22 protein-coding genes and 2 other annotated features are annotated in these 24293 nt (G+C 46.1%); of the genes, 4 read left to right on the forward strand and 18 right to left on the reverse strand.

The window, feature by feature from the left end; translation table 11 throughout:
- Window positions 1-6: 6 nt before the first annotated feature.
- The 13 genes from HPY28_RS03955 to HPY28_RS04015 all read right to left on the reverse strand — a co-directional run bounded on the left by HPY28_RS03955 (window position 7) and on the right by HPY28_RS04015 (window position 15660).
- Window positions 7-861, reverse strand: coding sequence for an ABC transporter permease (locus HPY28_RS03955; RefSeq protein ID WP_017247947.1), 855 nt, complete (start codon window positions 859-861; stop codon window positions 7-9).
- Complete coding sequence (locus HPY28_RS03960; RefSeq protein WP_173621529.1) at window positions 854-1831, reverse strand: ABC transporter permease; 978 nt, start codon at window positions 1829-1831, stop codon at window positions 854-856. The genes HPY28_RS03955 and HPY28_RS03960 overlap by 8 nt, the downstream gene beginning before the upstream one ends.
- A gap of 93 nt (window positions 1832-1924) precedes the next feature.
- Window positions 1925-3700 (reverse strand): ABC transporter substrate-binding protein, encoded by a 1776-nt coding sequence (locus tag HPY28_RS03965; RefSeq protein WP_174230100.1) that lies wholly within the window; start codon window positions 3698-3700, stop codon window positions 1925-1927.
- Window positions 3701-3714: 14 nt separating this feature from the next.
- A complete protein-coding gene (locus HPY28_RS03970) occupies window positions 3715-4461 on the reverse strand; it encodes a PIG-L deacetylase family protein (RefSeq protein ID WP_017247944.1) in 747 nt (248 codons plus the stop codon).
- Between the two features lie 128 nt (window positions 4462-4589).
- A complete protein-coding gene (locus HPY28_RS03975) occupies window positions 4590-4913 on the reverse strand; it encodes a metal-sensitive transcriptional regulator (RefSeq protein WP_017247943.1) in 324 nt (107 codons plus the stop codon).
- 91 nt (window positions 4914-5004) lie between these two features.
- Window positions 5005-5631, reverse strand: coding sequence for an NAD(P)/FAD-dependent oxidoreductase (locus HPY28_RS03980; protein WP_017247942.1), 627 nt, complete (start codon window positions 5629-5631; stop codon window positions 5005-5007).
- Window positions 5632-5733: 102 nt separating this feature from the next.
- A complete protein-coding gene (copZ, locus tag HPY28_RS03985; RefSeq protein ID WP_017247941.1) occupies window positions 5734-5937 on the reverse strand; it encodes a copper chaperone CopZ in 204 nt (67 codons plus the stop codon).
- Between the two features lie 141 nt (window positions 5938-6078).
- Window positions 6079-8529 carry a bifunctional diguanylate cyclase/phosphodiesterase gene (locus HPY28_RS03990; RefSeq protein ID WP_174224799.1) on the reverse strand — a complete coding sequence of 817 codons (2451 nt, stop codon included), beginning with the start codon at window positions 8527-8529 and terminating at the stop codon, window positions 6079-6081.
- A 43-nt stretch (window positions 8530-8572) separates the two neighbouring features.
- Window positions 8573-11020 (reverse strand): EAL domain-containing protein, encoded by a 2448-nt coding sequence (locus HPY28_RS03995; protein ID WP_174230101.1) that lies wholly within the window; start codon window positions 11018-11020, stop codon window positions 8573-8575.
- 24 nt (window positions 11021-11044) lie between these two features.
- On the reverse strand, window positions 11045-12754 hold the full coding sequence (locus HPY28_RS04000; protein WP_254613049.1) for a methyl-accepting chemotaxis protein: 1710 nt from the start codon (window positions 12752-12754) through the stop codon (window positions 11045-11047).
- A gap of 221 nt (window positions 12755-12975) precedes the next feature.
- Window positions 12976-13686 carry a thermonuclease family protein gene (locus tag HPY28_RS04005; protein ID WP_174230103.1) on the reverse strand — a complete coding sequence of 237 codons (711 nt, stop codon included), beginning with the start codon at window positions 13684-13686 and terminating at the stop codon, window positions 12976-12978.
- A gap of 381 nt (window positions 13687-14067) precedes the next feature.
- Window positions 14068-15105: a MerR family transcriptional regulator gene (locus tag HPY28_RS04010; protein WP_174224803.1), complete on the reverse strand. Its 1038-nt coding sequence runs from the start codon at window positions 15103-15105 to the stop codon at window positions 14068-14070.
- Between the two features lie 114 nt (window positions 15106-15219).
- Complete coding sequence (locus HPY28_RS04015; RefSeq protein ID WP_017247935.1) at window positions 15220-15660, reverse strand: CBS domain-containing protein; 441 nt, start codon at window positions 15658-15660, stop codon at window positions 15220-15222.
- A 151-nt stretch (window positions 15661-15811) separates the two neighbouring features.
- On the opposite strand from HPY28_RS04015, the gene HPY28_RS04020 reads away from it, so the two are divergent.
- Both HPY28_RS04020 and ftsW read left to right on the forward strand, forming a co-directional pair.
- Entirely contained in the window at window positions 15812-16156 is a 345-nt protein-coding gene (locus HPY28_RS04020) for a YugN family protein (protein WP_017247934.1), read from the forward strand.
- A gap of 66 nt (window positions 16157-16222) precedes the next feature.
- Window positions 16223-17392, forward strand: coding sequence for a putative lipid II flippase FtsW (gene ftsW, locus HPY28_RS04025; RefSeq protein WP_174230104.1), 1170 nt, complete (start codon window positions 16223-16225; stop codon window positions 17390-17392).
- A 46-nt stretch (window positions 17393-17438) separates the two neighbouring features.
- On the opposite strand, the gene HPY28_RS04030 is transcribed toward ftsW, so the two are convergent.
- Both HPY28_RS04030 and HPY28_RS04035 read right to left on the reverse strand, forming a co-directional pair.
- Window positions 17439-17780: an Asp23/Gls24 family envelope stress response protein gene (locus HPY28_RS04030; protein ID WP_069844574.1), complete on the reverse strand. Its 342-nt coding sequence runs from the start codon at window positions 17778-17780 to the stop codon at window positions 17439-17441.
- A 75-nt stretch (window positions 17781-17855) separates the two neighbouring features.
- The gene (locus tag HPY28_RS04035; RefSeq protein WP_174230105.1) at window positions 17856-19484 is read right to left on the reverse strand and encodes a thiamine pyrophosphate-binding protein; all 1629 of its coding nucleotides are present in this window, start codon (window positions 19482-19484) and stop codon (window positions 17856-17858) included.
- Between the two features lie 150 nt (window positions 19485-19634).
- Here HPY28_RS04035 and sleB point away from each other — a divergent pair, with 150 nt between their 5' ends.
- Entirely contained in the window at window positions 19635-20402 is a 768-nt protein-coding gene (gene sleB / locus HPY28_RS04040) for a spore cortex-lytic enzyme (RefSeq protein WP_017247930.1), read from the forward strand.
- A 61-nt stretch (window positions 20403-20463) separates the two neighbouring features.
- Here sleB and HPY28_RS04045 read toward each other — a convergent pair whose 3' ends face one another.
- Window positions 20464-20724 (reverse strand): hypothetical protein, encoded by a 261-nt coding sequence (locus tag HPY28_RS04045; RefSeq protein ID WP_017247929.1) that lies wholly within the window; start codon window positions 20722-20724, stop codon window positions 20464-20466.
- Between the two features lie 102 nt (window positions 20725-20826).
- On the opposite strand from HPY28_RS04045, the gene cax reads away from it, so the two are divergent.
- Window positions 20827-21870, forward strand: a complete 1044-nt coding sequence (gene cax, locus HPY28_RS04050) for a calcium/proton exchanger (RefSeq protein ID WP_026043017.1) — start codon at window positions 20827-20829, stop codon at window positions 21868-21870.
- Window positions 21871-21926: 56 nt separating this feature from the next.
- Here the strand turns inward: cax and HPY28_RS04055 are convergent, their stop codons facing one another.
- Complete coding sequence (locus HPY28_RS04055; RefSeq protein WP_017247926.1) at window positions 21927-23261, reverse strand: sodium-dependent transporter; 1335 nt, start codon at window positions 23259-23261, stop codon at window positions 21927-21929.
- A gap of 63 nt (window positions 23262-23324) precedes the next feature.
- Window positions 23325-23562 (reverse strand) — a binding site (T-box leader).
- Window positions 23563-23612: 50 nt separating this feature from the next.
- Window positions 23613-23852 (reverse strand) — a binding site (T-box leader).
- A 108-nt stretch (window positions 23853-23960) separates the two neighbouring features.
- Window positions 23961-24242, reverse strand: a complete 282-nt coding sequence (locus HPY28_RS04060) for an Fpa/YlaN family protein (protein WP_007725848.1) — start codon at window positions 24240-24242, stop codon at window positions 23961-23963.
- Window positions 24243-24293 lie beyond the last annotated feature (51 nt).

Genomic DNA, 24293 nt, shown 5'->3' on the forward strand with positions numbered 1-24293 from the left:
GGCTAGTCACCCTTTCCGCAGCCGGGGATTAAAAATTTGTTCCAGCGAGTAGCCAGCAAAAGCAAACCCGATGACCAACGCTGTAATTAACACACCCGGCGGCAAGATCCACCATAGCCATGCATCTGTCAGGAAAGCACTTCGCGCCTGTGCATAATACAGGGTCGTTCCCCAGCTTTTATTCAAAGGGTCGCCCAGCCCTAGAAAACTGAGGGAAGCCTCCAACAAGATGGCATTGCTTGCCGCCATGATGAATTGCGATAAGGCGATCGGTACGACTCCCGGCAAAATATGACGGAACATCACGGTAGGAACGCTGCTGCCAATTGATCGCGCGGCCTCCACGAACCCTTTCGTTTTTATCGTAAGGACCTGTGAGCGAACCACCCTAGCAGGAGATGCCCAGGTCAATACGGTAATGACGAAAATGAGATTCCAAAAGCTCGGACCGATAAACGCGGCGAGTAAAATCATCAATGGCAAAAAAGGCACAACGAGTACCAAATCTACCAGTCTCATGAAAGCAGAATCGATTTTTCCCCCGAAGTAACCGGCAACGATCCCCACAAGAGAACCAAGCAAAATAGAAAACAACGCAGCTAAAATACCGATCGTCAGCGAAATGCGCGAGCCGTATAGGAGCTCGCTAAAGATGTCTTGTCCAACGTCATTGGTTCCGAGCACATAATCTCCGCCTGGCGGAAGAAATGGCGTGGCTACACGTTCGTCTGGGTCAAAAGGTGCTAAGAGTGGTGCCCCTAGCGCAACAATGACAAATAGAAGAAGGATGATGGTACCAATCGCCCCAAGTCGGCTAGACTGAAAAATGGTCCAGTACTGCAGCCATTTGCCTTTATCCATTGTTCCTTCCCACCTTTGGATCGAGAATCGGGTATAAGATGTCCGCTAGGAAGTTGGCGATGACTACGCTCAGCGTAATGATAAGAAATGCAGCCTGTATCACCGGATAGTCCCTGCTTAAGACGGCCTCAAACATCAGCCTGCCGATGCCTGGGTAAGCAAAAACGGTTTCAATCACCGTTGCTCCTCCAAAAATATTACCGAGACTGAGCATGAATACCGTAGCTACCGGGAGTAACGCATTCCGCATGGCATGACGGTATTTGATCATTTTTTCTTTAACGCCTTTGGCTCTGGCCATCATAATGTAGTCCTCGCCCAGCACGTTCAGCATCGAATAGCGCATCGTCATATAGGTTGTCGTAACGGTGATCAATACGAGTGTCACTAGCGGTAAAACGAGATGATGGGCAATGTCGGTAACTCGATCTAAGCCAGTCAAATTGCTCCATGCCGTCTGTGCCCCAAAGATAGGAAACAGACCCCATTGTGCGGCGAAAATCGCTACCAGAATCATGCCCAGCCAGAAGGACGGCATCGCGCTTAAAAACATGAAAATCGTCAAGAGACTAACATCGCTTCTTTTCCCCCACTTCCAAGCAGATATCGTCCCAAAAATGACGCCTAACAAGGTAGAAATCGCTAAATTCAATCCAGTTAACAGTAGCGTCCACGGCAACCGCTCCGAAATCAACTGCGTTATTGGCATCTTTTGTTGGTAGGAATAACCGAAATCCATCGTCGCCATATTCCCCAAATAGATGAAGTATTGCTCCAAAAGTGATTGATTTAATCCGTGTGCCTCTAATATGGCCTCCTTCTCTTCCGTCGTCATAAGCATGATGTCTTCTCCAGCTATATACGCGAGGGGACTCCCTGGCATCAAACGAGGGAGGAGAAAGTTCAATGTCAGCATAATAAAAATAACGAAAATATATTGAGTGACCTTGCCTGTTAGAAATCGGGTCATGAGTACACCTCTTCTTTCGATAATCAACAGGATCAAATGGTTCCCCCGCAATAACCTGGTGGAGCATGACTGCAGGGGAAGCTGTCAACATGCTTACCGTTCGTTGTTCGTTTTTCTTCTACTGAGCAAGTACCATCCACCCGCTACGACGACGATCATGATGAGAATGGTCACGATCGAGGTCGTGCCTTTTCCTGTATTCGCATTCGCTTGTTCTTGCGTGCTTGCAGGTGTTGCTGCTGGCTGTTCCGTTGTCACAGCGGCTTTTTCGCCATTGGAAACAAAGGAGAGCTTGTTGATGATGCCTTTCCCATCCTGGAATACCCACCCATCGTATTTAGCGGGATTGTACGCACTAATTTCCTCTGCATAGTACAAGGGGACGATCGGATAATCTTTGGCTACCTGCTCTTGCATCTGATTGATAATCTGTTGGCGTTTTTCCGGTTCCAATGTCTCATCGAGCTGCTCAGCCAGCTTGTCAAACGCTACACTTTTGAATCCGCCAATATTGGTTCCCCCTTTGCCAGCTAGATCGGAGTGGAACAAATCAATCAATCTGGCAGGGAACAGCTGCATCGTAGTCGACCAGCCAAACATCGTCATGTCATAATTCCGGCCTTTGGTGACATCATATTCGGGCCAGACAAGACTAATCACGGTATCGGGGTCCATCGGTCGAACTTTCATATCAATCCCGATGGTTTTCATCCATCCCGCAATGATTTCGGCAGATCGTATGCTAGAAGGATTGTTTGATTGGACCAGATTGACGAGTTCGAGCTTGTTGCCATCTGGCGCCTCTCGTAGGCCGTCATTGTCCGTGTCTTTATACCCTGCTTGTTCAAGAATGGATTTGGCTTGTTCGACATCGGTCTTATGTACGACTGCCTTGTTGTAAGAAGAAGTAGCTGGATGAATAAAGCCGGGACTTCCTTTTGTGCCAAAACCGAGCAATACCGTATCTACCAAGTATTGCGGATCGATAGCAAGACTTATCGCTTGGCGAAATTTTTGATCGGACATCGGGAACTTTTCAGCGTTGAATTGGAGAAACGTTGTAGCAAAACCGGGGCCTCTTTCCACTTTAATAGACGGATTGCTTTCAAACTCTTTGACGAGTTCCGGCTGGACTCTGCGACTGATGACATCCAGCTGCCCTGCCTTTAATGCTGTAAACATGGCGTTAGCTTCTGCGATGATGGGGATGACTAACGTATCGATTTCCGGTTTTCCTTTAAAGTACTGCGGGTTCGCTTTCAGCTTATAAAATTGATCCTTTTTGTAATCCTCTAAAATGAAAGGGCCGCTCCCCAAGGAATTGTTAAAGTTATCAGGATCAGTCACAGAGCTCCAAATATGTTTCGGAAGAATCGGCAAATCAGCGAGAGGTTGAATGAAGAAATCTGGTTCAGGCTTCTCAAGCTCCATGATCACAGTGGTTGGGTCGGGTGTTTGAATGGTTTTCACGAGTGCAGCTGGGGTTGTAAAGCGGGATTTTTTATATTTCAACAGGTATTCGTAGGTGAATTTCACATCCTCTGAGGTCAAAGGCTTTCCATCCTGCCACAAGATTTGGTCATGCAAAATCATTTTGTATTGCTTGCCGTCTTCGGATACCGTGAATTCTTTAACCAGCCAAGGAATCGGTTTGTTGCCTTTATCGAGGATAAATAGCGGGTCGTAGAGAAGATTGACCAGCTCGAGTCCAGGAAAACCGGTATTGTATGTGTACAGATTCAAGGAGCGTTCATCCTGTGTGATCCCAAGCTTCACCTCCCTGTGATTCTCGGCACCAGCCGGAACAACGAACAATGTGGAAAACAGAGCGATGAGCAGCCATATGATCCCGACTCGATTATGCTTCATCCGACATCTCTCTCCTAGTAGTTAATCAGTTCTTTCAAATGGAAGTTCCCATCACGTTTATATGCTTCTGCTAATGCAAAATGACCATGCGTTGCCAAACCGTGATACACATGAATGGCTTGATCGAGTACCTTGTGCACGGCTCTTCCCTTTTCGTAGTCAGAGGGTAACGCGGTAAACCCAGGGACGATAGCCTCCATTGCCTTCGCATCGACTGCTTCTTCAAAATGTCGGCCACTGAACTCCATCTGACTGTGCAAGACATCCATCGCTCGATTTTTTTGTTCCCACACCGACGAAATATCAACGACACAGTTGGGATGATGCGGAGTCATGTAATAGATCGTCGGGATCGGGTGAGCTTCCAAGCCAGGCATTTCATCTAAAGCAAACTCCCGGCTGGCCAATGCGATACTTTCCAAAATCAAAATCATGGCTTGTCTACGGTCTGGGTCCAAGTCGTGAAAGGAATGCTCTGGGTCCTGCGTAATGATAATATCTGGCTTCACTTCTCGGATAATCCGTACAAGCTTTTTCTTGGACTCCGGACTGACATCTACATAACCGGATTGAAAACCGGGAAAATACATCTGAACCCCCAATACCGCTGCCGCCTCTGTAACCTGCGGGCGTGATTTTTCGCTAGACAGCATGATCGAGGCGTACGATTCCCCTCCATTGTTCACGTTAATGGCAAGAGCACCGCCACACTCCACCACTTCCATGCCGTACACACCTAACAGCAACATTTTCTTGCCCATTTTTTCATCTCCCTTATCATCCTGTTTGATTGATATTTTCTGTATTGTGAAAATATTCTGACTTGATGATACTATACCCCACTAACCTATATTTCGCAATAATAAAAAAGCTTCATTTCTGAAGCTTTTTATTTCATCAGCTTATTCATCGTAGTTAACAGCTCGTCAATGACTGCGCTGTCCCCTTCTTGGATACGTTCAATCACACAGGATTTCATATGCCCTTCCAAAAGGATACGTCCCACTGAATTTAAGGCAGATTGTACCGCAGCAATTTGATTCAAGACATCATCACAGTAAGTATCCTTCTCCACCATGCCTTTAATCCCGCGAATCTGTCCCTCAATCCGATTGAGTCGCGCCTGCAAGTTTTGCTTGGTTTTTTCTGAATGATGACTGTTTCGATCAGATGTATGACAAGACTGTACAACGTTCAATTCTGCACTTGACAATGAGATTCCTCCTCTAATCATCCTAGCAAACATACGCTTCGATTATAATCTAAATTTTCAAAACGTAGCAAGTTCCATATTCACATATTCATCAGGAAGACAGCCCCAATTCTTTTCGGACATTTTCCAATCCATATCGTTCAACGAACTTGAAAAACTTCTCTCTCTTTTTCCCTTGCGTCTGATACAACGTAATCATGCTTTGGACGATGGAGGATAATTGTTCTTCCTTCACCTGCTCGACCAGGAGCTCGGCTGTTTTGGCCTCCATTGTTTTCGATTGACCTCCGACGTAGATTTCAAAGGTTTCTTTTCGCTTGACGATCCCAATATCTTTTACCAACGGCTCTCCACAGGCATTCGGGCAACCCGTATAACCGACTCTCATCGTAAAAGGAACGGCCATCCCTGCAATCGTATCATTCAAATTTCTTGCTGCCTCTAGCCCTTCAATCTCTGCTCCTTTGCAAAAAGAACAGACAGACAAATTCTTCACAACAGAGCCCGTTTCGTACACGCATAAGCCTTTTTCACGCAGCGCTTTTTTGGCATCGTCAGCCTTCTCTTCATTCATCTCGACAATAAGCTGCTGAAAGATTGAAAGTTCAATTTGTGCATCCTCGCCAACGATTTGACCGATCGCCACCATATCTGTTGGTGTAAACACAGAACCGCCGACACGAATTTCTGGACTTACGGCAAACTGTACACGCTTCAAAAGGCATTCCTCCTACACGATTTGAATTTGTAACATTCAGTCAACCGAAGACTTTATGAAAGGCTGCAATTTTATAATCACAGCCTTTCCCACAACCTTTGCTTAAACGACATCGTATCCTTGATCTTCAATGGTCTCTTTCACATTTTCCAGCGAAACAACGGATTCATCAAATGTCACGCTTACCTGATTGTCAGCAAGGCTTACCGTTGCTTTGCTAACCCCGTCAACTTTTTGAAGAGCACCTTCTATGGAGATGACGCAGTGATTGCAGGACATTCCTTGTACGTTCAAAGTGACATTCATTTTACATCCTCCTTTGTTTTTGGGAAGCTTTATTTGATTCTATTTTACAATACCCCTGTAGGGTATACAATACCCAATTTACATTTTCCTGCTGTGTACCTACAAAAAAGCTCCCCTCTATAAAAGACGGGGAGTTTTTCCTTACGCTTCTTGGCTGAGATGATTTCTGGTGGGAACAAAAAACACTTGCTCCACCTCATTCGCGGATAATGGACGGCTGTAATAGTACCCTTGTATTTCCTTGCAATGATTTTCTGTCAAAATATCTAACTGATCCTTCGTTTCAATGCCTTCTGCAATTACATCCAATTTCAGATGCTTCGCCATCGAAATAATAGTGGCCACAATGGCTTTATCGTTATCATTTCGAGACAGGTCTGTTATGAAGGAGCGGTCAATCTTTAGTTTGTGGATCGGGAACTTTTTCAAATAGCTCAAAGAGCTGTAACCGGTTCCAAAATCATCCAAGCTAATTCTCGTTCCAATTTTGTTTAACTCATGCAGGATACTGATCGATACTGCCGGGTCCATCATCATGCTCTCTGTGATTTCCAGTTCCAAAAAGTGTGGGCCAAGCTTAGTTTCCTCGAGGATATTTTTGATGTACTGGACTAGGTTCCGTTGGTGGAATTGATGGGAGGACAAATTGACGGAGACGGGTATCAACGGTCCCCCTCTATCATGCCACTGCTTCATTTGTCTGCACGCTTCGCGAAGCACCCACGTACCAATCTCATAGATCAGCCCTGTCTCTTCCGCAATAGGGATAAACACTCCTGGTGAAAGCATCCCTTTGGTCGGATGATTCCACCTGACGAGCGCCTCGACTCCGATCATGCGATTACTTTCCGCATGAAATTGAGGTTGGTAGTAAACTACCAGCTCATTACGTTCAATTGCTTTTCTGAGATCACTTTCTATCTCAATATTTTCCAGCAATTGCACATCAAACTCGGGCGTATAGAACAGGTGACCATTTTTCCCCTGTTTTTTCACCTCGTACATGGCCGTATCCGCTTTTTTGAGCAGCGCGACAGCATCCGTTCCGTGGTCTGGGAATATCGCTGTTCCAATACTTGCTGATATGTAAAATTCACTGTCTTTTAGCGAGAATGGCTGTTTCAACGCTTCAATGATCTTATCCGCTAAACTCGCCGCTTCCCTACGGTCCGCTCGTGTTTTGCAGAGGATGGTAAATTCATCTCCACCCATACGAGCAATTGTTGCATGGTACCCTTCCGCACTCTTTACGATTCTGTCGCTGACCCCCTGCAAAAAGATATCGCCGTAGGAGTGACCCAAGGAATCATTGATCATTTTGAAACGATCGATGTCGAGAACCATGACAGCAAAGCTGGTTGAATCTTGGCTGCTTTTTTCAATAGATTGATGGAGGACTTGATTAAACTTTCTTCGATTCGGTAAGTCGGTCAGCTCATCGTGATAAGCCAAATACCTGATTTTTTCTTTCACGCGATTCTCTTCGGTAATATCCTTCACAATGATGTGATTCCCAACAACTTCTCCCTCAATTTCAACCGGGACATTGAGTACACTCAGCTCTACTCGATTTCCGTTCGGATGAAAGATGGCCGTTTCAAAATTATTACGATTGGGCTGAAAAGACTGGGCAAAAGAATCTTTGGTGATGTCCCTTTTCTCCTCAACTATATGCATGCCAATTTTCGATACATGTTGATGGATGAATTCTTCCTCCCGTAGTCCACCAATCTTCGTGACAGCTGGGTTCATTTGGATAATACATCCACCTGTATCTAAGGAAATAATGCCGTACTCATTATTTTTATAAAGGGAACGATACCAGCTTTCACTTTCCTGAATGACCGTATCTTTTTGCGAGAGTCGTTTGTTAATAAACAAGCCGAACAATGTAATGCCCATCAGTAAAAAGGTGGCCAAGACAATGATATAGGCCAAGGTCTCCGGTTCGATCTGCGTTTCTATCTCGGTTGTCGGCACTTCCGTTACGTAGAAATGCGCTGCAACCATCCCGGTGTAATGCATACCCGCGATTGCAGCTCCCATAATGAGTGAGCTGCCCAATTTATATAAATATGCGTATTTCGATTGATCACGGCGAAAGTAAAACAAGAGCCAAAGTGCCGCTGCCGAAGCAGTCGCTGCAATGATAATGGATAAAATAACGATCCACATATCGTATGTAATTTCGATAATCATCGCGGCCATTCCCACGTAGTGCATCCCAGATATTCCAGCAGCCATAAGAATTCCCGCGATACCTAGCTGTCTTGCATTGAGGTTGCTTTTCGTGACGGTAAACAACGCTATGCTTGAGACAAAAATGGCAAGAATAACAGATAGGATGACATACTCCATGTCATAAAGAACCTTAATTGGGAGGGTAAGTGCCAGCATTCCGACAAAATGCATGGACCATATTCCGAGCCCCATCGTTGTGGCACCAAATATCAACCAGAGTAGCTGATGCTTCCCCTTACTTGTACTCACTCTGGCTGCCAGGTTGAGAGCAGAAAAAGAAGCTGCAACCGCGATTAAATAAGAGAGTATCACAAGGAAACTGTCGTACGTCCCATGTATCTGATGATCCACGCTCCTTCACCGCCTTCCTTTTGTAAAATCTCGATGGTCTCACTTAAACCATGCTGCCTGATTCACCATAACGATTTACCTGCAAGAAGGAATCGATTTCTTTCGTAGGCAGCGGTTTACTGTAGAAGTACCCTTGGACTTCATTGCACATTTGTTCCTTTAGAAAATCAACATGTTCTTGTGTTTCTACACCCTCTGCAATAACTGCAATTTTCATGTTGTGTGCCATATCGATGATCGTTTTAATAATCGCTTGATTCCGTGGATTCAAATTCCGGACAAAGGATTGGTCGATTTTTAGCCGATCAATCGGAAATTGACTTAGATAGCTCAATGAACTGTAGCCCGTCCCGAAATCATCGATACTGATGCTAATCCCGAGACCTTTCAAACGATTCAAAATCCGAATTGTATAGTCTACATTTAGCGCCATGCTTTCCGTGATTTCCAGCTCCAAGTATTGCGGAGATAAGCCCGTCTCTTCAAGGATCGAGGTAATCATCTCAATGAGATTGTTTTGCATAAATTGGCGTAAGGATATATTCACCGCAACCGCCAGCTGAGTAAAGCCTGTTTCCTGCCATACTTTTATCTGTTGGCATGCCGTTCGCATTACCCATTCTCCAAGCGGTACGATTAAGCCTGTTTCTTCTGCGATCGGGATAAATTGAATAGGTGGAATGAGACCAAGGTCTGGATGTTCCCAACGAATCAACGCCTCCATACCGATAATCTGGCCCGTCTGTAAATGAATCTTCGGTTGGTAGTGCAGCGTAAATTGTTTCTCATCCAAAGCTTTTCGCAGCTCTCTTTCAAGCTGTAGCTTTTTGGCTAAAATCTGATGTAGCTCCTCCGAGAAAAATTGATAATTGTTTTTCCCTTGCTCTTTTGCCAAATACATGGCAGCGTCTGCATGCTTCAATAGCGCTTCAATATCGTCTCCATCTTCCGGATACATGCTGATGCCGATACTTGGTGTGATAAAGATTTCGATATGGTCTAACGTAATCGATTCGGACATGCTCGTGATGATTCGCTGCGCAATTTCACCAACTTCTTTGTGTGTGACACCTGTGAGAAAGATGGCGAACTCATCTCCGCCTAGTCGAGAAACAGAATCCCCTTTTCGCAAACACCCGATGAGACGATTGGCTACTGCTTGTAAAAGGACATCCCCTATGGAGTGACCCAGCGTATCATTAATGTTTTTAAATCGATCCAAATCGATGAACATGACGCCGATGTTTTCATCTTTTTGTTTTGCTTTGACCATCGCCTCTGCCAGCTTTTCATGAAAAAGCGTTCGATTAGGCAGGTTGGTTAAGGAATCGTAATGGGCCATGTAGCGAATCGTTTCTTCCGCCTTTTTTCTCTCGGTGATATCAATCATGGAGCCTACCATCTCCACGATCTCTCCATTTTCCTCAATAGGTGACAACGTAATGTAATAATCATTTCCGGATAGTTTCAGTTCGAAGGTAACGGGCTCGCCAGCAAACGCTCTGCGAAAATAGCTTTCCATATGCTCTGCTACCTCATAAGGAAAGATTTCATACGACGTTTTTCTCAGCATCCTCTCAGACGTTAGCCCGAGCTCTTCCGCCATTTTCCCTTCACACAAGGTATAGGTGATGTTCCCTTTCGGATCTGTCACGATCTTGAACACACAGTTTTGCAAGTTTTGGACCGTCCTGCGAAAATCGTTCTGCAACGCTTCTGCCAAAGCTGCCTCTGCTTCAATGCGGTCGGTAATATCCGTACGGATTGAAACATATTGATACGGAACTCCCCGGTCGTCTAGAAATGGCACGATGGTCGTATTCATCCAGTATTCATTGCCGTCTTTGGCGCGATTCTTCACTTCGCCCTTCCAAACACGTCCTTGCTTGATCGTTTCCCACATCAATTTAAAAAACGACTTGGAATGATAGCGAGAGTTAATGACCCTATGTGTATTTCCAACTAATTCATCCACTTCGTATCTGGAGATTTCACAAAACTTGTCATTTACATAGGTAATGACGCCTTTGTCGTCTGTAATCGCTACAATCGAAGATTCATCCAGTGCATTTTTGATATCGTGCAAGTCCTTCATCGTCTTTGATAGAGACTCTTCCATCTGCTTGCGTTTCGTGATGTCCGTCCCGATTGCCACGTACTGATAAAGGAATCCACTGTCGTTCATGAATGGCACTAGGGTCATGCTAAGCCAATATTCCGTACCGTCCTTTGCCCGATTTTTCATCTCGCCTTTCCATACTTTTCCTCGGCTGATGGTCTCCCATAGAGATTTAAAATAGTCTCGCGGATGGAAACCGGAATCGACGATGTTATGGTTTTCTCCGATTAATTCCTCTCTACTGAACTTGGATATTTCGCAGAAGTTGTGATTGACGTAGGTGATGATTCCTTTTTCATCTGTGATCGAAATAACAGATGACTCTTCCAATGCAGATAATGCATACTTTACATCTCTGATTTGATTAAACACATGGCACCCCCGCCTGTTCTCGCCTTACAATTGAAACTTACGGATGGAATGCTGCAGCTCTTCTGCCATTTCGGCGAGTGTACTGGAAGCGGTTGTAATCTGTTCCATAGAAGCTGTTTGTTCTTGTACAGAAGCAACTACGCTTTGTGTGTTTTCCGCTGCCATTCTTGAAACATGCGCAATTCCCTCTATAAATTCCACTACGGAAACAGTTCCGTTATTGGCTTCATTGATTTGTCCTGACATTTCTTGTGTTCTTTTTGAGACTTCGTCTACTACCCCCAAGATTTTGTAGAAGGCAACTCCAGCTTGTTCGATCATGATGACTCCTTCTTTAACAGCTACGTCCCCTTGACTCATGACGTGAATCGCCTTTTCCGTATCTCTTTGAATATCTCCGATGATGGAAGCGATCTGCGAAGCTGCTTGCGCGGATTGTTCTGCTAATTTGCGAACTTCATCTGCTACGACTGCGAATCCTCTTCCTTGTTCTCCCGCTCTCGCCGCTTCAATCGCTGCGTTTAACGCCAATAAATTCGTTTGACTCGCGATTTCCGTAATAATCGAAATGATGGAACCAACTTCTTTTGATTTTTCACCGAGCATATTGACCACTTCGGTAGAAGAGCTCACTCTTTGATTAATCTCATTCATTTGTTCGATTGATTTGGCAACCACTTCATTGCCTTCGGTTGCTGTTTTGTTCGCTTCAACGGATGAGCTGATCGCATGATCCATGCTCATTGATACTTGCTGCATGACTTGTGAGATGCTCACGGCAATCTGTGTGGCATTCTCCGCATCATGTACTTGCTGTTCAGCACCTGCTGCAATATCTTGGATCGATTGGGATACGTTCTCTGCTGTCTGGCGTGTTAATTCGGAGCTGGCTGTCAATTCCTCGGAGGAGGCGGCTACTTGTTGTGAATGGAAGGAGACTCGTTCTAATAAATCTTGCAGATTGTGCTTCATTTGGGAAAAATGGCGGGCTAGTTCACCGATTTCGTCGCGATTCTTGATTTGAATATCTGCTGAGGCCAAGTTCCCTGCAGCAATTTGTTCTGCTGCATGCGTGATCAGTAAAACGGGACGAGAAATGGCACGTCCAATCATGAGGGCAATACCTACTCCTGTGAGAAGAGCAAGTAAGCTAAGCAAGATAACCAGGAGCTTCGTAGATTGAATATTGCTATCCAGCTCGGCAATATCTTGTTCTAACAGTTTCTGTTCGAGAGCAACAAATTCTTGGGCTTTTTGTATAAACAATTCGCCGACTGGCGTACATTCATCTCTGACCAAGCGCGTGTACTCTTCTACTTTGTTTTGTTGCTTTAACGCTACAACCCGCTCAATAATTTCCTCGTGTTGGGCATGCAGCTCGTTCATCTCTGTTACAAGTTTTTCCCCTTCAGCATTCATACCCATTTTGGATAGTTCAGAAGTAAGCTCTTTATAGCTGTCATTTGCCTTCGTATACCCCGCCAGATAGCTGTCATCGCCTACAATGACATATCCTCGTGCATACTTTTGTCGTTCACTGACACTTGCAATAATGTCCTTGGATAGCATCTCCTTGTTAATTCGGTCTTCGATCATTGTCCGATAACGAGAATCGATGGATGAAATTTGAGAATAACCAATGCCTGCGACTGCCACTAAAAGTAATAACACTGCCAAAAATCCTAAAAAAAGCTTTTTCCTTACCGTCAACTTCATAATAGTTGTTTCCTCCATCGAAATTCTACGAATTATTCCTGCATTCTGTGAAATATGTAAGTTATTTAATAATCCCTTTCTCTTATGTAACGGCATTTTCTATAGGTCTTTTGAACTTTTTTATCATACAACATCGTTCTGTAACATTTATAGAATTCTTTTCGACAATGAAAAAGCCCCGACTGCCAAGGCGGACGAGGCTTGCATATCCATTTATGCGGCTACTTTTTCTTGCATGGCTATCGTTTTGGCGCCCGAAAACCTGCTTGCTGCGCTTCTTCCTCCGTCGCAAACCACACCTCCGCTTTTGTTTGCTCGTAGCTAGCGGAGCCTGAAACGTGATAGATTTTCTCGCCTTTGCTGTTGATATTGCCCTTGATGGTTTTGCCTTCAGGTGGCGCGGTGACAGCCGCCGTATTGTCCTTGGACTGTTTTTGGGGCTTGGCTTTTTCCTTAGGAGCCTCTGCCTGCTGCCCTTCTAAAGCCCACAGCCCGCGATTCTGCTCCCGTGCTTCCCGCTCCGCTGCCAGGAACAATTCTGCTTGAGCTACATTCGGTGGGATCGTCATGATCCGGGCGTAGCCATCACGAACGAGCTTTTCATTGACAAAGGTTCCATCTTCCAAATATACGTAAGCAAGCAAACGCTTGTACTTGTCATAAGGCTCGACATCGAACTTCAGCTTGACCTTTTTGCCAGTTAAAAGCTCCTTGGAGTAATTGCTCGCTTCTTTTCCATACGGTTCGACCGGATGGTTGGGTTTTACTGTCTCTGGGGTATCTACGCCAATCATACGGACTTTTTCCCCGCTGTCCAACTCAAATGTATCGCCATCAACCACTCGTTTGATCACAGCATCTATCTCGCCGTTAGCTTCTGGCTGACCGGACGCTCCACATGCCGATAGCAAAAGAACCAGTGCGAGCAGAAATACGGTTAATCGTTTCATAGACTTCCTTCTCCTCTTCTACGTTGCATTGTTTTCCAGCGTAGTGGATTTGCCAACCCAGGTCAATAGGATAGAAAAGCAGTCCGTTTTTTCCTAACGAAAAAAACGACCTTCACGCAAAGGTCGTTTTGTCTATACGTCCAGATTTTAGTCACGATCGGCGCTAAACAAGAACAACAGGACGACCACGACAATAATAATCCATATAAATTCCTCGTTTTCGCGATCAAAAAAACCGTCAAACAGACCCATGGCGGAGTCCTCCTTTCCTTCTCGCTACAGCCTATGCAAAAGGCTAGACGCGTGCCAGTAGTTGGAAGAGCCCAAAAGTAAAATGCGTGTTCAAAAGTCGACTTTTTGAAAAAACGTTTCGGGAATGAATTACTTACAAGTAGACAAGATCAAATGCGTATAGGTACCTAGCTGTTTTCCTTCATTCGTAAAACCAAGATTGGCAAGCTCCTGTAGCAATCGGGAGCGATCGGCATAACAGCGGTCCTGAATATCTGCTATCACTCTCGTATGACCTGCCTCCCTTAGGGTATCAAGATGAGCTTGTCTATGCGCCTGATCCTCAAACATTAAATCGGCAATGACCAACCGTCCCCCTGGTTTTAACACGCGGCGACATTCCGCCAAGGCAAGCTGCTTCTGATCATCCGTCAAATGGTGCAAGGCGTAACTCGTAGCCACAAAGTCAAACCGATTTTCTAAAAATGGAAATGCGAAAAAGGTTCCCAGCTTTGTCTCGACCTCTGGGTGTTTCGCTCTGCATTGCTTCAGCATTTGCGGAGATTGGTCGAACCCGCTCATCCTGGCTCCTTTTTTCACGAGACGCCCTGCGAGGTTTCCTGTACCCGTTCCGGCATCCAGACCGCACTCTCCTGATTTAACCGCAACAGTCGCAACAACCTCATCCAGCACGTTTTCGTATGATTCATGACCATTCCCGCCATGTACCCATTCGTCATAGCGGTCCGCCCATTCATTAAAATTCCATCGATCCACCCAGTTATCCCGTGTCTGCTTCAATCGCTTGTTCGCTTCTGCCAATGTAAACAGCTCGCCTGGATCAATCGATTCTCTACCCTTTATCCGTTCAATCATCGCTTCTGTCGTTTGGATGACTTTGCTCATTTCTACCCATCTTGTATACATAAACGAACGCTGCAGCTCTAAATAATGGAGAAGACTGCCTTCCTGATCTTTCATTTGAATCAGGAGCTCCCGAATGTCTTCTACCGCCATCCCGACCTCGCGCAGTGTCATGATGGTTTGCAGCCTCCAGACATCTTCCTCTGTGAACTGGCGATACCCGGACGCATCTGCTTTCGATGGCTTGATCAGCCCTTTTTCTTCATAATATCGAATCGCACGCGGAGTTATTTGCAAGCGATGGGCCATGTCTTTGATTTGCATGGAACTCTCTCCCTGTATCATTCTTTTTCTATCATAAACCTTGACGCAGCGTGAATGTACAGAACGAATGAAAAAAAGCTGCCGGATTCTTTCCGACAGCTCGTTTCTATCATATTAATGTGTCGCCGGCTCAGAAATTTGCTGGAGAGCGTCACTCGCCTCATCGTGGTGAACTTGACGAACAGCCATATCTGCCAACGCCACAATTCCGACCAGCTTGCCTTTCTCGACAACAGGCAATCGACGAATTTGATGCTGGGCCATGATCCTGGCCGCTTCATCGACAGTCGTTCCTGGTTGCCCAAGAATAATGTCCCGTGTCATGACCACCTCGGTGGCAGTCGATCCCTCATGCTTTTCAGCCAAACCGCGAATGACGATATCGCGGTCCGTAATGATCCCGATCACATCCTCTTTTTCATCCACAACCGGAATGACCCCTACATTCCAATCGCGCATTTTGCAAGCCACTTCATACACATTATCCTTAAGCGTCACAGTAGCGACATCTTTTGTCATAATTTCGCGCAATGTGCGATTTTCCAGCTTCGCCATTTCATTCTCCTCCTTTTGCTAATCAACGATTGTAGTTTGTCCTCTCCTCTATCGTTTCATGCGCAAGAAAGAGTATGATATATTGCGCTTCTTCCAAAAACAGACTATGATTAATAAGTGAATATCTCACCCATTTTTAGGAGGAAAAAGAATGGTCATTAAGGACACGGGAATTGGCACGAAAGAAGTCTTTTTCGCCGATCTGGAGCACTACATGAGCGAACTCGGCTTTGATCGCGGCGCTTGGGATTACAAGCATGCTACATACGATTATAAAATCCATGATAAAGGCAATGTCTTCTACCTGCGTATCGAAGCGAACGTATCAGAAGGCAAACTTGAGGATTCGCACTCCGTACTGAAGCTCGAAGATCCTTATATGGGCAAACATCTTTTCCCACACGGTCTGGATTACGATTACCCAATGCCAGACTCCGTTGTAAAAACAGCGAAGTTGAAGCTGCAAATGTTGGGCGAAAAACTGTCCTCACACTAAAAAATGAAATGGCACAGTGTACAGAGAGGAATCCCCTCTCTGTTTCACGTAGAGGGGGGTATTTTTATGAAGACGAGGGGCGTACCTGACTTCTTGCTCCTGTTTTTGACCGCCCTACTTGTTGGGTTTGGCATAACCATGGTGCTCAGCTCCAGCTCTATTTTCGCATTGACCAGTTTTACAAGTGGCGGCTGTGATTATTGTGGCGGAGATGAGCTTTATTTCGTGAAGCGTCAATCGGTTTTCTTGCTGGTCGGCGTCGTTGGGATGCTGGTGGCCATGAACATTCCCTTCTCCTTTTATAAGAGAAATTTCTTATTGATTGCGCTCGTCAGCTTCTTTTCTTTGCTCCTGGTTCTTATTCCAGGTATTGGTAAGCAAGTTAACGGAGCTCGATCGTGGTTTGAAATCGGTTCTGCAACCATTCAGCCTGCGGAGTTTGCCAAGCTTGGCCTTATTCTGTACTTGGCAGCGATCATCTCCAAAAAAGGAAACGGGATACAAAAGCTGAAATCCGGTTTGATGCCCCCACTGATGGTAACGGGGATGTTTTTTATACTAATTGTAGTCCAACCCGACCTTGGTTCTGCCGCCATCTTGCTCGGATGCGCTTTGATTGTCATGATCTGCGGTGGGGCCAAAATCCGCCAATTGATCGGTCTCGGTGCACCGGCTGTGACTGTTGCCCTATTGGTATACATCACAGCAAAGCCCCATGCCTTGAATCGGATTTACTCTTATCTCAATCCGTGGAGTGATATGGACGGCACTGGCTACAACATCATTCAATCCTGGATTGCAATTGCACATGGCGGTCTAACTGGGACAGGCTTTGGAAAAAGCATTCAAAAGTATTTGTATCTGCCGGAGAGGCATACCGATTTTATTTTCTCGATCATGACAGAAGAGCTTGGTTTTATCGGCGCCTCTGTGTTCCTCTTGATCTATTTGCTTTTCCTGCTGCGCGGCATCCATATTTGTCTGCGCGTAAAAGACACCTTTGCCAGTCTGGCAGGAATCGGTGTTGTCAGCATGTTCGCCATTCAGGCGATCCTAAACATTGGCGGAGTAACGGGTTTGATTCCACTGACAGGTGTACCACTGCCGTTTATCAGTTATGGTGGTTCCTCTTTACTTGTATGTCTGCTCGCCACTGGCTTTTTACTCAGTATATCGCGGGAAGTCAGTCGCCAGAAGGTAGAAGAGCAATTACAAAAACAGCCATATGCCATGTAAGAAACAAATATAAGGGATACCGGATGCGTCCAGTATCCCTTTTTTCTTACTCATTTCGAAGGAGTTCGATTGTTTCCACCCGTACATTCACGGCTTCCACATAAAGACCTGTCAATGTTTCCACCGCTTCTTTTACTTTTTCCTGTAGGACGTGACAGACGTGATGGATCTGCGCCCCATAACGGACGGATACACGCATGTCAATGGTGACTCTGTCTTCTATTACGGAAACGGTAATGCCTTTCGCGCCGCCATTCAGCTTTTTCGCCAAATCTTGATAGATTCCGCCTGAACGAACTGTGACTTCCAACACTTCTTCTACAGCAACCCCAGCAATGATCGCGATCACCTGATCTGCTACTCTGATTTCGCCAAGTCCATCAGCCATCAGGACGCCCTCCTCTTCGCCCGTTTCGTACTTCTCCCACTGGTTTCATTTGCCTTTTCTTTCATTATAAACAAATCATGCTTGGGCTTGGAAGGAAATTTGTTTTTTTCTCTCCGTTAGTGTCGGAGATGTGCAATGAATGTCAACGAGTGTCAACTGATCTGCAGCAAGCGCCTCCCGCAATACCGACTCCAAGGTATGTACCTCTTTGACGACCTTGCCACTGATTCCGCAAGCATTCGCCAATTGTTGAAAATCTGGATTACGCAATTTCACTCCAAAAGGGATCAAGCCCGCCTGACTCATTTTGACCTCTTCCAATCCTAATGTCCCATTGTTCACCACGAGAATCACAATCGGAAGTTGGAGCTCGGCCGCTGTCATAAGTTCTGCCAGATTCATTTGCAATCCCCCATCCCCAGCGACGCAGACGACCTGTTTCTCAGGATAGGTGAGCTTTGCAGCCACAGCCGCAGGCAACCCAAATCCCATCGTCCGCCACTTCCCTGAAAAGAGTGGGGTCTGTTTTTTCCCACGGAACGCACGATTAAACCAGATCGTGTGCTCACCCGTATCTAGGACGATAATCGCATCTTCATTGACCACTCCCCCAAGCGTATGCATCAAGGTTTGTGGTTTTACTTGCTCACTCGCTTGTTGAATGACTGCTTGCTCTGTCTCCTCGCCAAACTCTCCATGCCACCGCTTGATCTGTTCCTGCCACGCATCGTCCTGTCTGCGTGATTGCAAGCGTCTCATCCAGATCGGCAGAACATCGTCCAATTCAGCCGTGACAGACTGGAGGTAGGGATGTGCATGTATCGATCCAGGCTGATGATCTACTTGAATGACGGACAGTTTCTTTGGCAAAAAAGCGCGAGGGAACCAGCTCGCTCCCAAAATCAGCAACAAATCTGCTTCCGCTAAGGCATGTAAAGTTGTTTCGCTGCCCCCTTCTCCCCATCCGCCGATCACCAGTGGATGAGATTCATCTACCGCCCCTTTTGCTCCGAGCGACAGCAACACGCCTGCCCCTAGCTGTTCCGCTAGCTTCACACACGAATCCGCCAACTTGCGGGCACCGATACCAAGCAGTATGAGAGGCTTTTGCGCTTTCGCAACCTGCTCGCAAGCGAGCTCGATCTCCATTCGATCAGGATAAATGGCATGTGGAATGCGTGGAAGTGCTGGAAGGACTGCATCTGAAGTCGATTGCGTAAAGACGTCCTTGCAAATGGAGAGATGTGTCACTCCTTTTTGCTGCATAGCTGTGACAAATGCTTTGTGCAAAACACTTTGGATGGCATCTGGATGCGTAATCGTCGTCGAATAAAAACTGATGGGCCGTATCATGTCTTCTTGTGAGATAAACTGCTTGTACGCGCCACCCAGCTTGTATGTCTCCACTTGTCCTGTAATTGCAATGACAGGTGCGCGATCTGTATGCGCATCTGCAAGTCCATTCATCAAATTCACGAAACCCGGCCCCATTGTCGCGGTACAAACAGCCGGAATTCCCGTCAGTTTTGCTTCCGCACTTGCCATCATAGCCGCAGCAGATTCATGCTTGCAGGCAATATATTGAATGTCGGATTGCTTCGCGATCTGATCCAGCCAGGCAAAGATACCGTCACCTGCCACCCCGTATATTCGTTTTACTCCCCATCTGATCAATTGTTCCGTCAAAAATTGCGCGACCTGCATCAAAATCTTCCCCTTCCAGAACTAAAGTGGAAATACATTACTCGTAGTCTACGCATTCTCCAATATTTTACTAAGGCCAAAATGACGGAAGTTGGAGAACCTAACAATAATCAACTGATATTCAAATCCATACCCGAAGGAGGGTAAGAAATGAAACAGCCTGTCAAATGGCTGCTAGCTGTAGTAGTATTCGCACTTCTGGTTACGACTGCGGTTATGGTATCTCCGTTGCGCTCAGATGCATTCAGTAAGCAGATCGTCAAAGTAGGGGCAGAAGGCTCAGACGTGCGTGAAATGCAGTATCGTTTGAAGCACCTTGGATTTTATACGGGAAAAGTAGACGGCGTATTCGGGTGGCGTTCATATTGGGCGTTGCGTAACTTTCAGTATGAGTTTGGTATGACCGTAGATGGTGTCCTCGGCTCGCAAACGAAAGTAAAGCTGTACAACGCAACGAAAAATTATAAGCCTACTGCTTCTGATCTCGGGGTTCCACAAACCGCAACTCCTGCACCGTCGAAGCCTACTACGCCTTCTAAACCTACGTATCACGCAGCGGGAGTATCAGAGAACGACCTGCGCTTGATGGCGAATGCCGTGTACGGAGAATCGCGTGGAGAGCCTTATATTGGCCAAGTAGCAGTTGCTGCTGTTATTCTGAACCGGACGAAGAACGCATCCTTTCCCAATACACCAGCGGGCGTTATCTTCGAACCTCGTGCCTTTACAGCTGTTGCGGATGGTCAGATTTGGCTGGCACCGAACGAGCAGGCAAAAAAAGCAGTGAATGATGCGCTTAAAGGTTGGGACCCAACAGACGGTGCCATTTATTATTTCAACCCGGATACAGCTACATCCGGTTGGATTTGGAGCCGCCCTCAAATCAAAAAGATCGGCAGACACATTTTTTGCCGCTAGCATTCCATAAAAAACAGGCACAACAGTCGTAAGCTGCGTGCCTGTTTTCCTTTTTCGCGTTTCATTTCGAACGTTGTGATTGCATGTGCTGGGCCATTTTGACGAAACGCTCTTCCGGTTCTGTGGTCCCGCAAACTCCACATTGTATCATGTAGTTCTCACCTTTGTACGGCTGGTGAAACATATCGAGCTGTTCTTGATGGAGTTCCGCTACGACTTCGCCTGACTGTGGGTCCAGTCTAATATAGCGAGGGGTCTGCTCGATGACAGTGAACCTCATCCGATTCGATTTACATGTCGGGCACAACAAAGGCTGGGTCAAAAAAAACACCTCACTTTTCTTGTTCATGGTTAGTTTTGTCCAGAACAGGAACTCTATACCTATGAGGTTTTAGGGATGAGTAAAAACTACTGAGGTGATGATATGAACTTGAGACTCTTTTTCTCATTAGTAGGCGGAAGCATGCTGTTAGCTCTTTACGCCCACTATTTTTCTGGAAATGAAATGCTCCAATTCGTCACGTCTTCACTTGCCATCATTTTTTTGGCGGCTTGGCTCGGAAAATCGACAGAGAGCGTCGCCCATTATGCTGGGGACCGAATCGGCGGCTTTCTTAACGCTACCTTCGGAAATGCCGCAGAACTCATTATTGCTTTTTTCCTGGTGAAAGAAGGCTTGTTCGATATGGTCAAGGCCTCTATTACGGGTGCAATCATCGGAAATATGCTGTTGGTTCTTGGCTTGAGCACGTTTCTGGGCGGTCTAAAATACAAAGAACAAACCTTTAATAGCAGACTGGCAAGTCACAATGCTTCCCTGATGACACTCGCGATCGTCGCTTTGTTCATACCGGCAGTCTTCATGTTCGATCTGCCTATGATCAAGGTGGAGATCATCAGCATCGTCATCGCCAGCCTGCTCATCATTGCCTACATTTTGTGGCTTATCTTCTCGATGATTACCCACAGCGATTTTTTATCGGATATCGAGCCGCAAGAAAGTGATGCGGTATGGTCAAAGGGTGTCTCTCTCTTAATGCTTGCTGTCTCCACTTTTTTCGTGGCCGTTGTCTCGGAATGGCTGGTAGAGGGTGTACAGCATGTCTCCGAATCGTTAGGGTGGTCGGAGTTATTCGTCGGTGCTTTTGTCATTGCGATCATCGGGAATGCCGCAGAGCACAGCGCTGCCTTGCTTTTGGCACTAAAAGGTCGCATCGGTGCAGCAGTCGAGATCGCGATCGGCTCCAGCCTGCAGATTGCCTTGTTCGTAGCCCCTACTCTCGTCATCATCAGTCTTTTGCTAGGAAATCCTATGGACATTGTGTTCACTACCTTTGAATTGGCTGCGATCGGAGTTGCTACCTTTATTACGATTTCCATCACACGGGATGGCGCTACGAACTGGTTTGAAGGTGTACTTCTGTTGACGGTGTATATTATTTTGGGTACGGTCTTTTTCTTCGCGTAGGGCGCAGGAATAAAACAAAGGCTCCGCCATCCTCTGTGGCGAAGCCTTTCGTTGTTTTACCAGATACCCAGCATTTGCAGGAAAACTGCCAGAATCGCGATAGGTGCTACATATTTAATCAGGAGAAGCCAAATGATAAACAAGCGTTTGCCCAGAGAAGTATGCGCCCCCAACTCGTTTATCAAGGTCTCGCGCTTCATTTTCAAAGGAACGAAGATCGAAATGAGCAGCGCTCCAAGCGGCATCAAGATATTGCTGACCAAAAAGTCCATCGCATCGAAGATAGACTTGCCGAACAGCGTAACCTCGCTCCATACGCCGAATGACAAAGCCGATGGTACACCGACGATAAAAATCAACAGACCAATCACCCAGGCGAGACGTTTGCGTTTCTTTTCGTCTCCTTTTGCAAGAGAAGCAACGATAATTTCTAGCATGGAAAAAGCCGAAGTCAATGTAGCGAAAAGGAAAAGCGCCAAAAAGATTAACAGAAAAATGCTACCGAAGGCAATTTGTTCAAACACGGAAGGCAGTACGATAAACAGTAATCCCGGCCCCGCTGTTGGTTCTACTCCAAGGGAGAAGACTGCTGGGAAAATCGCCAAACCGGCAAACAGCGATACGAGCAGATTCAAACTGACAATCGATCCAGCAGAACGAACCAGACTTTCGTTTTTGGCAAGATACGAGCTGTACGTAACCATGACGGACACCCCGACGCTCAGCGCGAAAAAGGATTGACCCAATGCGTACAGGATCGATTCAGCACTCAGCTTGGAAAAATCAGGACGCAGAAAGAAGGAAACCCCATCCATCGCCCCATCCAACGTCAAGGAACGAACCATCAATACCATAAATAAAAGGAACAAACCAGGCATCATGTACTTGTTAGCGGACTCAATTCCACTCTGTACGCCTCTCGCTACTACCCACGCAGTAATGAGCATGAAAACCAGCTGGGCGACTACTGCACTAACAGGATCACCGATGACGTCACCAAACACTTTGTCATAAGCTGGCCCTTGCAATTGACCAGTAAACCCGCGAAGAAGATAACTAAGAATCCAACCTCCCACCACACTGTAAAAGGACAAGAGCAAGAAGCAAGTGATTACACCAAGGCGACCGATCCAATGCCAGAGTGAGCCAGGCGCAATGGTTTTATACGCGCTGATCGCCTCTTTTTGTGTACTGCGTCCGATTGTGAATTCTCCTAGCAACAACGGAAGACCAATTACTAGCGTAAAGATGATGAATAGCAGAAAGAACGCTCCACCACCGCTCGTTCCAACCATATAAGGAAATTTCCAAATGGCCCCCAGTCCAATCGCCGAGCCTGCCGCTGCCAAGATGAAGCCGAGCCTGCTCGTCCATTGTTCGGCTTGTTTCATAGTTTTCACCCTCCAAAGATATTCTTTTTATGCTCAAAAATGGATACAAAAAAACCCGCCCCAAAAAGGGACGAGTTACTTATTTCTCGCGGTACCACCCTACTTAGACATCCCCTATTGGCGATGCCTCGCTTCGTCATTGATAACGGGTATGACCCGGACTCTCCTACTGGCGGCGCCTGCGTTCAGAGGTCAGCTCAAGAGTGAATTCAACGGGGCTTACATCAGGCTGCTCTCAGTCTATGGCAGCCTTCCCTGTCATGCAGCAGGTCCGTTTACTAGTCTCTTTCCTCGCTTGTTTCTATGATTCGGTTGTTGGGCGTCTTGCGAAAATAAAAAAAACCCGTCCAAAAAAGGGACGAGTTATTCGCGGTACCACCCTGATTAAGTGCACGGGATACAGATTCCCTACGCACTTCTCTCCATCATTGATAACGGGAATGACCCGATTCCTCCTACTAGGCAAATGCCATTGAGAGGGCTGCTCAGGAGGGAATTCTACGGGGCGCGCTTCAAAGCTGCTTTCAGTCTAAGGCAGCTTCTCCCTGACAAGCGGTGATTCCGCATACTAGTCTCCGTCATTGCATTTCAAAATTAATAAAAAATTATAGAGTTTAATTTAATATAAATATACGAAATAGGCAAGTGTTTTTTCTTTCAACAAAATGAAAAGCGAGGATAATCGCCGCTCTCCTCGCCTTACTTTTGATTAAACAGTTCATGAAGATGGGCCAATTTACGTTCCAATGACCCCATAATTTCTCGACCAATGTCTTCGCTAATCAGTCCTAAGCGGACCGCGTACTCTACTTCACGAGAAAGCCCGAACATTTGGGTATCCAGCACTTCTTCATACAGTGGGCACTGTGGCATGGTCAGGTTTTCCATCTGTACGTCGATCAGCTTGTAAATTTTGTCGGCGTCTGCTTGAAGCAACGCTAGCGCTTTTTGTTCCAGATCGGGAACCTTAATTTCTGTCAAAACCTATCCCTCCGTTTGCCTCCATCCTTATCATACATAGTACGCGATTCT

The organism is Brevibacillus sp. HB1.2, from assembly GCF_013332495.1.
In the GTDB taxonomy this organism is placed as follows: Bacteria; Bacillota; Bacilli; order Brevibacillales; family Brevibacillaceae; genus Brevibacillus; species Brevibacillus porteri.

Coding starts and splice junctions, on each gene's coding strand:
- HPY28_RS03955 (WP_017247947.1), bottom strand. CDS start 861: ATGGATAAAGGCAAATGGCTGCAGTACTGGACCATTTTTCAGTCTAGC.
- HPY28_RS03960 (WP_173621529.1), bottom strand. CDS start 1,831: ATGACCCGATTTCTAACAGGCAAGGTCACTCAATATATTTTCGTTATT.
- HPY28_RS03965 (WP_174230100.1), bottom strand. CDS start 3,700: ATGAAGCATAATCGAGTCGGGATCATATGGCTGCTCATCGCTCTGTTT.
- HPY28_RS03970 (WP_017247944.1), bottom strand. CDS start 4,461: ATGGGCAAGAAAATGTTGCTGTTAGGTGTGTACGGCATGGAAGTGGTG.
- copZ (WP_017247941.1), bottom strand. CDS start 5,937: ATGAATGTCACTTTGAACGTACAAGGAATGTCCTGCAATCACTGCGTC.
- HPY28_RS04000 (WP_254613049.1), bottom strand. CDS start 12,754: ATGGAGGAAACAACTATTATGAAGTTGACGGTAAGGAAAAAGCTTTTT.
- HPY28_RS04005 (WP_174230103.1), bottom strand. CDS start 13,686: ATGAAACGATTAACCGTATTTCTGCTCGCACTGGTTCTTTTGCTATCG.
- HPY28_RS04010 (WP_174224803.1), bottom strand. CDS start 15,105: ATGCAAATCAAAGACATGGCCCATCGCTTGCAAATAACTCCGCGTGCG.
- HPY28_RS04015 (WP_017247935.1), bottom strand. CDS start 15,660: ATGGCGAAGCTGGAAAATCGCACATTGCGCGAAATTATGACAAAAGAT.
- HPY28_RS04020 (WP_017247934.1), top strand. CDS start 15,812: ATGGTCATTAAGGACACGGGAATTGGCACGAAAGAAGTCTTTTTCGCC.
- ftsW (WP_174230104.1), top strand. CDS start 16,223: ATGAAGACGAGGGGCGTACCTGACTTCTTGCTCCTGTTTTTGACCGCC.
- HPY28_RS04030 (WP_069844574.1), bottom strand. CDS start 17,780: ATGGCTGATGGACTTGGCGAAATCAGAGTAGCAGATCAGGTGATCGCG.
- HPY28_RS04035 (WP_174230105.1), bottom strand. CDS start 19,484: ATGCAGGTCGCGCAATTTTTGACGGAACAATTGATCAGATGGGGAGTA.
- sleB (WP_017247930.1), top strand. CDS start 19,635: ATGAAACAGCCTGTCAAATGGCTGCTAGCTGTAGTAGTATTCGCACTT.
- cax (WP_026043017.1), top strand. CDS start 20,827: ATGAACTTGAGACTCTTTTTCTCATTAGTAGGCGGAAGCATGCTGTTA.
- HPY28_RS04055 (WP_017247926.1), bottom strand. CDS start 23,261: ATGAAACAAGCCGAACAATGGACGAGCAGGCTCGGCTTCATCTTGGCA.